Origin of the sequence: Sphingomonas sp. Ant20, assembly GCF_000783375.1 — a bacterium.
GTDB lineage: Bacteria > Pseudomonadota > Alphaproteobacteria > Sphingomonadales > Sphingomonadaceae > Sphingomonas > Sphingomonas aerolata.
This window is the reverse complement of record NZ_JRVI01000001.1, coordinates 86,652-99,371: the sequence shown is the minus strand read 5'-3', so window position 1 is coordinate 99,371 and position 12,720 is coordinate 86,652. Positions and strand designations below refer to the sequence as shown.

The following is a 12,720-nucleotide window of genomic DNA, read 5'->3' as shown; positions in this document are numbered from 1 at the left end:
CAGGCTTGCGCGACCGTCTGACGCGGCGCGCCAATTCCAGATGGAGACGACCGGTGATCCAGTCCGTGAAGGTCAAGAACCTTTCGCTGTCGAAAGACAATGTGCGCAAATCCAACCGCGAGGTCGGCATCGACTCCCTCGCCGCTAACATCGCTGCCCAGGGGTTGTTGCAGAACCTCGTCGTTACCCCGCTCAAGAAGGCGGGCACGTTCACCGTCAAGGCAGGCGGTCGCCGCCTTCGGGCGCTTCAGCGCCTGATCGAACAGGGCGCCCTCCCCGCTGACCACACCGTCCCGGTCCTGGTACTGAGCGATGACGACAACGCGACCGAGGCGAGCCTTGCCGAGAACTTCCAGCGCGTGCCGATGAACCCGGCCGACGAATGCACCGCGTTCAACTTCCTGATCCAGAAGGGCATGACCGCCGAGGACGTCGCCAAGCGTCAGGGCGTCACCACCCGCTTCGTCGAGCAGCGTGTCCGTCTCGCGGAACTGGCACCGTGCGTCTTTGAGGCGCTCGCGGCCGGCGAGATCACCCTCGGCGTGGCGCAGGCTTACGCCGTCACCACCGATGTCGACCGTCAGGCCCGCGTGTTCACGCAGATGAGCAACTCGTACTATGGCGATAATCCCGACAATATCCGCCGCGCCATCCTCAACGGCACCGTCAAGGCGAACGACGCCAAGGCCCGCTTTGTCGGTCGCGATGCCTATGTCGCCGCAGGCGGACGTATCGAGGGCGACTTGTTCGCGACCGAAGGCGATGAGAACTGGATCGACGTCGACCTGATCGAGATGCTCGCCGCCAAGAAGCTGGAAGCGGCCGCTGCCGAGCTGGCGCAGGCGGAAGGTCTCGCGTTCGTAACGCCGATCGCGGCGACGCACGTTCCCTACGACCTCGAGCGCCAGCTGCACGAGTTTCACGCCCCTGCCCGCGCCCTCACCGAGGACGAGACCGCGCGTGTCGAAGTTCTGTCGGCCGAGAACGACACGCTGATCGACCAGCTCGAGCAGGAACTGCCCGACGGCAGCGCCGAAGCCGAGGCGGCGAACGCGCGCATCGAGACGATTGAGCGGGAACTGGAGACCATCGAGGACGCCCGGCACGAGATCGATCCGGCGCTGAAAGCGCAGATCGGGACGTTCGTCTATATCGGGGGCGATGGCGAACCTCGCGTCCACACCCGCCTCTTCAGCGAAAAGCCGGTCGTGGATCCGAACGCCCCGCCCAAGGAGTCGGGCGGTGCAACCGGGGACCGCGATGCCGGCGACGCCGAACAGGGTCCGAAGCTCAGCGCCACGCTGGTCGATGAACTGGCGACGCAGCGCCGCCAGATCCTCGTCGCTCATATCGCCAGCGACCCGGGACTCGCACTCGACCTGACCATCTTCCTGATGGCGCAGAACGTGGTGTTCGAGCAGGCCCACATCCCGACCCACTCGACGCTGAAGTCGAGCGCCGCGGGCTTCCCGATCTTCGCCTTCCGCGACGAGGGTTCGATGGCGTCGCAGACGATCGACGACCAGCGCCAGCGGCTCGACACGAGCTGGGCGGGTCTGCCGACCATGACCGCGCGCTTCGACACCTTCCGGGCGCTCGACGACGAGGCCCGGGGCGCTTGGGTTGCATACTCGATAGCACGAACTCTCGAACCGACGCTCAACGTCGCCGAGGGCTATCGGAGCAACGGCTTCCACGACCATCTCGTCGCCTCCTCGACATTCAGGTCGAGAATTGGTGGCGCCCGACGGCCGAGAACTTCTTCGGCCGGGTGAAGAAGACCGTCATGCTCGACGCGCTCGAGGAAATCGGAGGCCCGATCCTGCGCGGCCGCTACAAGGACGCCAAGAAGGGCGACCTTGCCGGCACCTGTGCCTCGCTGTGCAACGGTCAGGGAATCGTCGAAGCCGAAATCCGCGAGAAGGCGACGGCCTGGTTGCCCGACGCGATGCGTTTCGAGGGACAAGAGAAGGCGGCGCGCACGCCGCTGCGCTCCAGCTTCGTCGATGACGAAACCGGCATCGATCCGGACGACGACGAGGATACCGATCTCGACTCCGGTGACGACGCAGTGATCGATCACGAGGAAGAGGAGGATTTCAGCCAAGCGGCCTGACGCCGGCTTGCACGTTTCGAGGCAACTGGGGGCGGCACTTCGCGCAAGTGTCGCCCCTCTTTTTGTGACCCGGCACCGCCCTTCCAGAGGGGAGGATGCCCACGCGGGTTTGCCTCAATTCAATCAGGAGAACGATCGTGGCACAGACCACCGACAAGCCCTCGCCTGCCGACATCATCACCAACACCATCATCGACAAGCTCGAAGCCGGGGTCCGTCCCTGGGTCAAGCCGTGGCGGCCCGGCCTTGGCGGCCGTCCACTCCGCGCGACCGGCGACCCCTACAAGGGCATCAACTGCTTCTGGCTGTGGCTGTGTGCCGAGGGCTCAGGCTACAACTCGCGCACCTGGATGACGTACAAACAGGCGCAGGCCCTTGGCGGCCAGGTCCGCGAGGGCGAACGCTCGCAGATCGCGATCTTCTACAAATCCTATAGCAAGACCGTCGAATCCGTCGTCACCGGCGACACGACCGACGAGATGCGGCGCGTGCTGCGCTCCTACGCCGTGTTCAACTGCGACCAGATCGACGGGCTGTCTCCTGACTTCTACCCGAGCCCTGTCAGCATCGTGCCCCCGGCCGATGCGCTCCACGAGCGCGCGCAGCGCTTCCTCGATGCGCTGCCGGCAACCGTCCACACGCGCGGCGATCGCGCGTTCTACGACCGCACCGCCGACAGCATCACGATGCCGCCCGTCGAGCTATTCTCGACCCGCGCCTACCACGCCGCCACGCTCGCCCATGAGGCTGGCCACTGGACCGGCCATCCCGACCGGCTCGATCGCACGTTCGGCAAGCGCTTCGGCGACGACGCCTATGCGTTCGAAGAGCTTTGCGCTGAGATGACCTCAGCGCTGCTAGGTGCCGATCTCGGTCTGCCGACGTCGCATATGGACGACCACGCCGCTTATATCGGTTCGTGGTTGAAGGTGCTGCGCAAGGACAGCCGCGCGATCATGACCGCCGCTGCGAAGGCCGAAGCCGCAGCCGGCTATCTGCTCCGCGCGACCGGGCTCGACGCCTCGGCCGAGATCGAGGAACAGAACCGTGAAGCGGCATGACCGATCCGGCCGCCCTCCCCGACCTCGGCGCCTACCGGCGCTTCGTCGTGGCGTTCAGCGGCGGCAAGGACAGCCTTGCCGCCCTGCTCCACCTCCTCAATCTCGGCGTGCCGGCACACGCGATCGAGCTGCATCACCATGATGTCGACGGCCACGGCCCGACCTTCATGGATTGGCCGTGCACCCCCGCCTATGTCCGCGCGATCGCCGAGCATTTCGGGATCGCGCTCTACGTCTCGTGGCGCGAGGGCGGCTTCGCGCGCGAGCTGGTGCGCGACGACGCGCCGACCGCGCCGATCGCGTTCGAGACGCCGACTGGCATCGGCCGTGCCGGGGGCAACGGCCCTGCCGGCACGCGCGGGCTCTTTCCCCAGCGTCTCCCGATCTTCGGGTGCGCTGGTGCAGCCCCGCTCTGAAGATCGACGTCCTCGCCGCCGCGATCCGGAATCAGCCGCGCTTCCTCGATGGCCGCACGCTGGTCATCACCGGCGAGCGCGCCGAGGAAAGTCCCTCGCGTGCGCGCTATGCGACGCTTGAGCCGCATCGCACCTCCACCCTCGCGCGTGCGGTCGATCATTGGCGCCCGGTCCATGACTGGACCGAGCGCCTGACCTGGGACGCGATCTCGCAAGCGCGCATCCGCCCCCACCCGGCCTACGTCCTCGGATGGGGGCGTCTGTCGTGTCGAGCCTGCATCTTCGGCTCGCCCGACCAATGGGCGACACTCCGGCTCGTCTTCCCTGCCGCTTTCCGACGGGTTGCGGCTCGCGAAGTCGCGAGCGGGAAGACGATCCATCGCTCGTTCACCGTCACGCAACTCGCTGACCGCGGCACGGCGTTCCCGGCTGCGACGCTCCATCCCGACGAATTGGCGCAAGCCGATGATCCGGTCTGGCGTCTCTCGATCCTGGCGGATCGCTGGACGCTCCCCGCCGGCGCATTCGGCGACCATGCAGGAACGCCATGAACGCCGCCACGCGCGTCGATCTCATGGACCTGCTCGGTCCCACGCGGGAAGACCCGCTGTGGGAAGCCGAGAAATCGGGATGGCGCTGCTTCGTCATGGGCAACGACCGATGCCATTATCGCCGAGGGAGCAAGCTCCGCACGGCTTGGCAGTCCGGCTATGATGCAGCCTCACGATCGCCCGATCCTGTCGGCCGGATGCTCTGACCAAGGCCCCGTCCACAGAGGAGAGGGAGCCTTCGGCGTTTTGAGCGCGCCCTGGCGCTCAGGAGGTCCGCCATGCTCTACGACACCCACTACCGCCACAACGAGGCGCTTTCTCCCGACGCTCTGGGCACCCTGCCCGCAGCGCTCCACGCCCTAAACGTGGGCGTCGACGACTGCCGGCGTGCCGGCAAGCCGATCGACTGCGATGCGTCGATCCTGCTGCTGATCCGCAACCTGGCGTCCGTCGCCGAACGTGGTGCGCCCAGCACCAACGAACTGCGCCTGCGCTGTGCGGAAGACCGCAACAGCGTCATCGCCGGATCCGCGCTGCTCGACATCGCCGGCAACAGCGTCGCCGGCGATGCCGGTGCTAAACGGACCTTCCATCGACAGGCACGCCTCGCGCTTGCTTCCCTCGCCGAGGCCATCGGCCTCGAGGCGCATGACATCCGCATCGACACCGACATGGGCGGGATCGCGGACGACGGAACGACCGAGCTGCGCCACGCGGACCTCTCGATCCGCGTGCGGCCGCACAGCTTCCTCCCCGACAGCGAGATCACCTTCAACCGCTGCCGGGGCGGCGAACACGCCGGCCCCGTTCAACGCGCGCCGATCGCCGAGCTGCTGGACGTGAGCACGTTCCAGCGCCGGCTTACCGCGACGGTTGGCGACGTTGGCGCTCCGCGCCTCGCCGCTGCCGCCTGATTCTCACATCACCGGAGACTTATCATGGGTTGGCTCTTTATGCGCGATATGGGCGGCTACGCCACCCCGCGCTCGTATCTCGACAACCAGTTCACCTACCGCCGCGACACGCATCGTCTGACCGTGCTGGCGTCCGCCATGGTCGGATCGACCTACTACGCCGCTTGCGAGCGCCTCGCGGACGACGCCGAACGGATCGTGTTCGGCATCGTCTGCCTCACCAAGACCAGCACCGGCGCGCGCGACGGCTGCACGTTCGGGTACAAGGATAGTGCGCCGTTGTGGCGCTGAAAGGAGTATCAGTAATGATGAGGTAAGTTGAGGAAACCTCTGCCCGCCAAGCTAACCTTGGGTTCGAAAGACCTGAAATCCGGAAACGGACAGGGGACAACAGCATGCTTGGAGTAAGGCCGAATGCGTTCCAGTCGTAAAGGAGCGATGCCGGTCAGGGCAAGACGCGTAAGGTGAAAGCTACACTGCTTAAATCCCAGTCTGCAGCGTTTTATATAGCGGAAGCTGGCGAAAGCGACTGACACGCCAGTCCCGGACGATGGCAAGAGTCTCATGTCTTGGCTCTTTGCTCCTCAGCCCGTCCGGCGCGCCTCTCGTCGAGGGGTTTAGTGGATGAACGGGACACCTAACCGCGTCGTATCTCCGATCAGTGTAACTACGGGATGCCCTAAACAGGCGGCTTCGGCCGACCTGCATGGGTACGGAGCCGCCATAGTACTCAAACGCCCGGGGTAATGCCTGGGACAGCTTCCCAGTCGGGGAGACGGTGCATCCGCATAAGGAACGGGCGACCGGGCCGAAAGCGGAGACCGCCGGGGGAAGGGCGGCAGTTGCGATACTTCAACCGAAATCATGGGGTGTGCTGATGCTACCTGAAACTGTGATGGCCCGGTTGGAGGCCATTCCGACGCTGGCAGCGTCGGGCAAACGAGTAAATGGGCTTCATCGTCTGATGGGGTCTCGGCTTCTCTGGGAGCAGGGACTCAAGAAGATCGTCTCCAATCGGGGGGCGATGACGCCGGGTGTCGATGGCGAGACCTTCGCGGACTTCGGTCCGGAAGACCTCGACCCATTGATCGCCAGTGTGGTGGCTGGAGCCTACAAACCGAAACCAGTGCGTCGGGTGTTCATCCCGAAGGGCAAGGGTAAGCGGCGTCCGCTGGGGATACCCACGCGCGACGACCGCCTCGTCCAGGAGGTGGCGCGCCAACTCCTCGAAAGGATCTATGAGCCGGTGTTCTCGAACGCCTCGCATGGATTCCGGCCGAGGAGATCGTGTCACACGGCGCTTGAACACGTTAAAGCCGTCTGGACGGGCGTGAAATGGCTTGTTGACGTGGATGTCGCTGGGTTCTTCGAGAACATTGACCATGACGTCCTGCTCAAGCTGTTGCGGAAACGGATCAACGATGAAAAGTTCGTTGGCCTGATCGGTGACATGCTGAAGGCGGGCGTCATGGAGGGGCGGACGCATAATCCGACCTACAGCGGCACTCCACAGGGCGGGATCGTGTCTCCAATCTTGGCAAACATCTACCTGCATGAGCTCGATGAGTTCATCGCAGGCCGGATAGCCGCCTTCGAGAAGGGAAAGGTCCGTGCCACGAACCCGGAGTACGGGAGAGTGGCAGCACGCATCGCTAAAAGGCGAGCGCGGCTCAAGCGTCTACAGGCCAGCGATAACGCTGACTTGGCAGCGATCGAGGTCTTAATCTCCGAGATCAAAGCTTTGTCGAAACAGATGCGTACCTTGCCGTCGCGAGACGCCATGGACGCCGGATATCGCCGACTTCGCTACTGCCGGTATGCTGATGATTTCCTTATCGGTGTGATCGGTAGCAAAGACGATGCACGACGTATCTTCGCGGAGGTTGGGTCGTTCCTGACCACCGAGTTGGCACTGAGCGTATCCGAGGAGAAAAGCGGTATTCGAAAGGCGAGCGATGGAGCTGCCTTCCTCGGTTACGAGGTGCGAACCTATACGGGACGTCAATGGACAGTGCGGAGCCAGCGCGGCTCGCAGCACTTCAGCCGTCGGCCTCCGTCAGAGGTGATGCAACTCAGCGTTCCTTGGGAGAAGGTATTCGGGTTTGCCGCAAGGAAGGGGTATGGTGACATGGCTGTATTGAAGGCCAAGCATCGAAACATCCTTCTTAGCTGTAGCGATGTCGAGATCGTCCTTGCATATAATGCCGAACTACGGGGGTTTGCGAATTATTACGCCTTGGCGAGGGACGTGAAGCAAAAGCTCAACAGGCTGGAGTTCATCCAACGCTGGAGTATGTTCAAAACCATGGCCAGCAAGCACAAGAGTAGCGTACGTGCTGTTGCCGCCCGCATGAGGTCGGGGCAGGAATATCGCGTCGACTATTTGGTCGACGGCCAGCCTCGGTCGGTTAAGGTCTGGAAGCTGATGTATTTGGACCGTGGGTGGGTAGATAAGGCCAAGGTGGATATCCCACCGCGGACTCAAATCTATTCCCATTCACGGACGGATTGGGTCGATCGTCAGAACGCCAAGCAATGCTCGGCGTGCGGGCGGACGGACCGTCCGTGTCAGGTTCATCACGTCGAAGGGTTGGCCGATATTGCACAACGTGGTTTCGCTGCGGAGATGAAGGCTGCGCGGTTACGCAGGACGAGAGTCCTGTGCGACCTGTGTCATGTTGACCTACACCGTGGACGCTTGTCCGATACCCGGAACATGAATGGTATTATCGCAGCGGAGAGCCGTATGCAGTGAAAGCTGCACGTACGGTTCGGCGGGGGGGTCAGGGCTGACTCTTTGAGCAGCACCAACCCTACCCGACTGGATGAAACGGTCGGGCCGAACGAGAGCGAGTGTCCGGCTGCGATCCTCGACGAGCTGACCGCCACGGACAGCGAATATGCCTTGGCCTGGCGCGCGCGGTGCCGCGCCAACCTGCTCGCGAAGAAGCTCGACCGGGCCAAGCCGACCCCGAAGCCTGGGCAGATCATCATCTTCGATGAGCCCATGCGCTTCAGCGACGGCAGCGACCGCAGCCGCTTCGAGGTGGTTGCTAACCCCAAGGGCAAGACGCCGCTGTTCCGCGACCCGGAAAGCCGCGCGATCTGCCGCATCCCGGCGTTTCGCAAGCGCGCCTACCGCATCGTTCATGCGGCGATCATCGTCCGGGATACGACCAATGGTTGATCGCCCGCCCGTCATCGCGGCCTGGGGGGTCGGCGTCGACTCCACCGCCATGATCGTCGAACTCGCCGAACGCGGCGAGCCCATCGACATGGTTCTCTTCGCCGATCCCGGCGCCGAGAAGTCAGCGACCTATGCGTTCATCCCCGTGTTCAGGGCCTGGATGTCGGAACGAGGCATCCCGTCCGAGATCGTCCGCTACCAGCCCCGCAACTTCAAACACTGGCCGCCCTATGCGGCATCGCCGAGAACATGCTGACCAACGCCACCCTGCCCTCCGTGGTCTTTGGTGGGGGGTCGTGCAGCCAGAAATGGAAGGCGGCCCCGCAAGATGCCTGGACCGCCCAGTGGGAACCGGCGCGCCGCTGCTGGGACGCAGGCGGGCGCGTCGTCAAGCTGATCGGCTACGACGCCTCTGGACGCGACACGAAGCGTTACCAGCACGCGGTCGGGTGCGAGGATCCTCGCTACGCATACCGCTACCCCTTGCGGGAATGGGAATGGGCGCGCGCCGACTGCGAGGCGCGCATCGCGCGCGCCGGTCTCCCCGTCCCGCCCAAATCGAGCTGCTACTTCTGCGGCAGCATCAAGCCCGACGAGGTGCTGGAGCTTTCAACCGAGGAGCTGCGCATCATCGTATTGATGGAAGCACGAGCCAAGCCTCGCCTCCGCAATGTCGAGGGCCTGTGGCGCAGGCCGGTGCTTGGCCGTCGCGGTGCGACGCCGCGTCCCGGCAGCATCACCGAGTTCATCCGCGATCGCGGCCTCCTCTCACCCGCCGAAGTCGACCGCATCATCGAGGACGCGCCGACCGCGCTACTCGATTTTCAGGCCGCGCAGGCCGCACTTCTCCCTGAGCAACGCGTCCCGATGGGGCGCTGGCTCAACGACTTTCATCGCGCGTCCGACGCGCTGGCCGAAGACTATCACCATGGTACTGAGATTCCGGCGAACTCTGCACTGAACCAGCACTGACTGCCTGTGGCGTCACCTTTGCCGAGGGACACGAGGACCACGGATGGACGATGGCGCTGTAGGTTCTGGCGCATCTCGATCGCGATTGGAACGTCGGCGATCACGCTCGCGAGATCAGCAGTGTCCTCTCCGCTGGTCGCTTCGAGGCCCGCGTTCACGATGGCTGGCCCCCTCTCGCCTTTTCGGTCGAGCGTCCTCGCTACGAACGACCCGAACCGCTTGGGTCACCCATTTTGCCAACCTTCAGGAGCCGGGTTCCATGATGACCTTTGCCGGCCCCTGAGCGAATACCCTGCCCATTACCGTGCGGAAATCACGGTCGAGGCGGAAGATGTGGTCAGCGCTTGCCGCTCCGCTTGTCGATGCGTCGCATACGACCGACCGGTGGAAGAGCCTCGATACGGAGCATCCCACTTATGTCAGCGCTTGTCGCTGAAGGTGCGGTCGTCGATCCTTGGCGCTTTGTCCCCGATGGCGGCGATGTCTCCGTCCTGCCCGTCCCGGGCCTGTTCTCGCAAGCTGCGGCGTGCGCGGGCTATGCCGCGACCCGGTGCGAGGATCTGGTCGACCAGCTCCGCATCATGATCGATGCGATCGGCGCCGATGGAGCGCCCACGGATCACCCCAGCGGCCATGGTCCGCTTGTGTGCAACGGGGCAGGCACTTCTCGAAGACGTTGCGACGTTCGGGTTGAGCCCCACTTCAACCGTAGCAGCAAGCGTGGTCACGTCTTCGCCCGACGCCACCTGACGCCCGACAGCCTTCCGCCAGAGGGATGCGGCACATGGGCGGCCGCGAGACCCCCGCAACCGCAAAATCCGGGCCGAGTTGCCGCTTTGCGGCTGCCCGCACCATCCCGGTTTTGCGGTTTCCCTGCGCTTCGCTCCGGTGCGGGCGCCTCTTATTCGGCCGCCCAGGAGGTGCGCATCCGGCGGATAGGCCGCCGGCCTCGATCAGATGAAGGGCTTGACCCCATGACCACTTCCCTCGCTGCCGCACTCTCCGCTCTGGAGCTTGGACACCTCGAACCCCGCGCCGAAGACGTTTCGGGCATGTGCCCGCCCTCGACCGACGCACTGGAGCAGACCACCACCGCCATCTGGAGCGACCTGTTCGCAACCCTCCAGAATACGTCGCTCGAACGCGACATCGAGGAGATGGGCTGGGGCCTGGTCAACCTCTTCCACCGGGCCGCGGCCAAGAAGCACGCGACGATCGACCGACTCACCGACGAGATCAGGCTCCTCCTGGCCGAGCAGGACGGTTCGGAGATCAACACCGCCAACCTCGAGGACAAGATCGACCTTGCCAAGAAGATCGAGGAAGCCGCCACCTGCTACGAACACATGCGCGACACCGCAGCGGCGCATTACATCCGCGAGACCGGCCGTTCCTGGATCCCGTCGACCGGCAACCGCATTTCGCTCGGGGTAACGTCGGCAATCGTTGATGGACGCGCCTTCCTTCAGGCTCGCCGGGAGCGGGTCCGCGACGCCAACACGGCACAGGGCACCCCGGTCGTGTTTGCCGGGGGACGGCTGACCTTCCGGACCAACGAGGACATGAAGTCGTTTGGCGACAATCTGCTGCGTACCCTGGGTGCGGTTCGGGAGCGCGTCGGCGACATGTATCTCGTCCATGGCGGCGACATGAAGGGGATCGAGCGCATCGCAGCTTCGTGGGCCGAACAGAACGGTATCCAGCAAGTCCGCTTCGGTCTCGATCGCAAGCTGGGTGATCGTGCCGGCTTCCGTCGCAACGAGCAGATGCTCTCGCTGAAACCTCGCTACGTCATCGCCTTCCAGGGTAACGGCGTGACCGAGCGTCTGGTCATCGACGCCAAGAAGGCCGGCATCCGCGTGGTCGATCGTCGCGGCCCGCTCGGCACCCCGCCCGCAGCTCAAAACGCTCAGCGCAAGCGAGAGATCGGCTGAGCTTCGGCTCGGCCGCTGGCAAAGCCAGCGGCCTCGCCCTTTGCGGCCTCCCCGCAGAAATCCACTTACTTCCACCCCATCGAGGAGCAAACCGATGCCTCGCCCAAACGGTTACAGACGGCTGCGTAAAGCTGGCGCTTCGCGCTTCGGCTGACGGCGACACCTACCACGTCGTCATGACGGACAACCACAGCGCTCCTCGCGCGCGCGGAACGAGGCTTTTCGAGACCGTCGCCGACTCCGGCCCCGGCCCCGGCCTCCCGCCCGAATGGTGAGGAAGCGGATCGCGCTATCGATGCCATGATCGGTCGTGCAGGCTTTCCAAGGCGAACAGCCGAGCGGTGATGACTGGTTCCTAAGGGCAATCTTGCGAAGGTTCGGGTGAATAGTGTCGCGACCAGCGCGCTATTCCGCTTCGCTCCACCCAGCCCCTAGCCGGTCTTGGCCTGTTCGGGTGACGCTCGACTGACGGGGCTTATCGCGCCCAAATCGCGATTCCGACGCGGAGCGGTTCCTTGGGGCGAGGCCGGAGCCTGCCCCGGGGGCCGTGTTCCTCCCGGACAGGACGCACGCCACCTCCACCGCGTTGGTCTCTGCGCCGGCTTCGCCGCGTTGTGCCAGGTGGGATGCACTGCCGGCAGGCACGTCAGCCGCGCTTGGTTCCTGCCGTCCGGGGGACGCTGCGCAGCACGAACCCCCCATCGTCATCTCGACACGCACGACGCGCGCGCGCCGTGACGGCGAAAGGCGGCACCAAGGTCCACGCCGCAACCATCATCCTTCACGACAGGCACCGGCGCAGGGGGCGAGCACCAGCGAGGGAGGGGGTCAGAGAGCGCCTGGATAGCGGAACTACGCACAGTGACACTGCCGGACGAGCGACGCGACAAGGGCGTCCTGCTTCACGGTTCCATGTCCGTTGCCCGCCGGTGGGGGTCCATCCCCTCTCTTTCCTGAACGACCTAATCCGGCCGTCCACCCCCTCCAACCCGCGATCATTCGGGCCGAGTTGCCGTGTGCCACGGCTGCCCGCACCACCTCGGATCGGGTTCCCCTGCGCGTCTTCGCGCTTTCGGTGGAGAGGGCGTCCTGGCCGTCTTTTTTGGTGTTCAGTCGAGGGGACGGACCCCCCGGCGAGCAAAAAAAGGAACCTCGAAATGCAGAACCTCGTCATCCTCGCCGGCAACGTCGGCGCCACGCCTGAAGTCCGCACCACCCAGGGCGGCACCAAGATCACCAACTTCTCCCTCGCCACCTCGCGCCCCAAGCGCGACCAGGACGGCAAGACCATGAAGGATGGCGAAGGTCGCCGGGTCGAGGACACCGAATGGCACCGGATCACCTGCTTCAACGGCGTCGGCAAGACCGTCGCGCAGTATGTCGAGAAGGGCCAGAAGGTCATGGTCCGGGGCCGCATCCACTACACCCGCTGGACCGACGATCAGAACATCGAGCGCTACGGTGTCGAGATCATCGCCGACGAAGTGACCTTCCTCTCCTACGGCAAAAGCCGCCAGGAACGCCAAGGCGCCGCGCAGGACGATGAGGCGGATGACGTCCCCTTCTGAG

Annotated in this window: 15 protein-coding genes; 14 read left to right on the top strand and 1 reads right to left on the bottom strand. The window is 64.6% G+C overall.

Annotated features, from left to right (window positions below; genetic code table 11):
- Window positions 1-53: 53 nt before the first annotated feature.
- The 12 genes from NI18_RS00500 to NI18_RS00460 all read left to right on the top strand — a co-directional run bounded on the left by NI18_RS00500 (window position 54) and on the right by NI18_RS00460 (window position 9,217).
- Window positions 54-1,775, top strand: coding sequence for a ParB/RepB/Spo0J family partition protein (locus NI18_RS00500; RefSeq protein WP_306286126.1), 1,722 nt, complete (start codon window positions 54-56; stop codon window positions 1,773-1,775).
- Window positions 1,776-1,786: 11 nt separating this feature from the next.
- A complete protein-coding gene (locus tag NI18_RS26085; protein ID WP_306286125.1) occupies window positions 1,787-2,116 on the top strand; it encodes a hypothetical protein in 330 nt (109 codons plus the stop codon).
- 137 nt (window positions 2,117-2,253) lie between these two features.
- The gene (locus NI18_RS00495) at window positions 2,254-3,177 is read left to right on the top strand and encodes a zincin-like metallopeptidase domain-containing protein (RefSeq protein WP_037527264.1); all 924 of its coding nucleotides are present in this window, start codon (window positions 2,254-2,256) and stop codon (window positions 3,175-3,177) included.
- Entirely contained in the window at window positions 3,174-3,593 is a 420-nt protein-coding gene (locus tag NI18_RS26080; RefSeq protein WP_306286124.1) for a hypothetical protein, read from the top strand. Before NI18_RS00495 ends, NI18_RS26080 begins: the two co-directional genes overlap by 4 nt.
- Window positions 3,569-4,144 (top strand): phosphoadenosine phosphosulfate reductase family protein, encoded by a 576-nt coding sequence (locus NI18_RS26075; RefSeq protein ID WP_306286123.1) that lies wholly within the window; start codon window positions 3,569-3,571, stop codon window positions 4,142-4,144. Before NI18_RS26080 ends, NI18_RS26075 begins: the two co-directional genes overlap by 25 nt.
- On the top strand, window positions 4,141-4,350 hold the full coding sequence (locus NI18_RS00485) for a hypothetical protein (RefSeq protein ID WP_037527263.1): 210 nt from the start codon (window positions 4,141-4,143) through the stop codon (window positions 4,348-4,350). Before NI18_RS26075 ends, NI18_RS00485 begins: the two co-directional genes overlap by 4 nt.
- A 72-nt stretch (window positions 4,351-4,422) precedes the next feature.
- Complete coding sequence (locus NI18_RS00480) at window positions 4,423-5,058, top strand: hypothetical protein (protein WP_037527261.1); 636 nt, start codon at window positions 4,423-4,425, stop codon at window positions 5,056-5,058.
- A gap of 24 nt (window positions 5,059-5,082) precedes the next feature.
- Complete coding sequence (locus NI18_RS00475) at window positions 5,083-5,349, top strand: hypothetical protein (protein WP_052148879.1); 267 nt, start codon at window positions 5,083-5,085, stop codon at window positions 5,347-5,349.
- Between the two features lie 487 nt (window positions 5,350-5,836).
- Window positions 5,837-7,813 (top strand): reverse transcriptase domain-containing protein, encoded by a 1,977-nt coding sequence (locus NI18_RS00470; protein WP_052148878.1) that lies wholly within the window; start codon window positions 5,837-5,839, stop codon window positions 7,811-7,813.
- A gap of 42 nt (window positions 7,814-7,855) precedes the next feature.
- Window positions 7,856-8,245 carry a hypothetical protein gene (locus tag NI18_RS00465; RefSeq protein ID WP_198526912.1) on the top strand — a complete coding sequence of 130 codons (390 nt, stop codon included), beginning with the start codon at window positions 7,856-7,858 and terminating at the stop codon, window positions 8,243-8,245.
- Window positions 8,238-8,501 (top strand): hypothetical protein, encoded by a 264-nt coding sequence (locus tag NI18_RS27675; protein WP_347574773.1) that lies wholly within the window; start codon window positions 8,238-8,240, stop codon window positions 8,499-8,501. The genes NI18_RS00465 and NI18_RS27675 overlap by 8 nt, the downstream gene beginning before the upstream one ends.
- Window positions 8,495-9,217, top strand: coding sequence for a hypothetical protein (locus NI18_RS00460; RefSeq protein WP_347574772.1), 723 nt, complete (start codon window positions 8,495-8,497; stop codon window positions 9,215-9,217). Before NI18_RS27675 ends, NI18_RS00460 begins: the two co-directional genes overlap by 7 nt.
- A gap of 419 nt (window positions 9,218-9,636) precedes the next feature.
- On the opposite strand, the gene NI18_RS00455 is transcribed toward NI18_RS00460, so the two are convergent.
- Window positions 9,637-9,945: a hypothetical protein gene (locus NI18_RS00455; RefSeq protein ID WP_128082000.1), complete on the bottom strand. Its 309-nt coding sequence runs from the start codon at window positions 9,943-9,945 to the stop codon at window positions 9,637-9,639.
- A gap of 246 nt (window positions 9,946-10,191) precedes the next feature.
- Between NI18_RS00455 and NI18_RS00450 the strand changes: the two genes are divergently transcribed.
- Together NI18_RS00450 and NI18_RS00445 are read left to right on the top strand one after the other, a co-directional pair.
- Entirely contained in the window at window positions 10,192-11,151 is a 960-nt protein-coding gene (locus NI18_RS00450; RefSeq protein WP_037527258.1) for a DUF2493 domain-containing protein, read from the top strand.
- A gap of 1,157 nt (window positions 11,152-12,308) precedes the next feature.
- Window positions 12,309-12,719, top strand: a complete 411-nt coding sequence (locus tag NI18_RS00445) for a single-stranded DNA-binding protein (RefSeq protein ID WP_037527256.1) — start codon at window positions 12,309-12,311, stop codon at window positions 12,717-12,719.
- Window position 12,720: the final 1 nt, after the last annotated feature.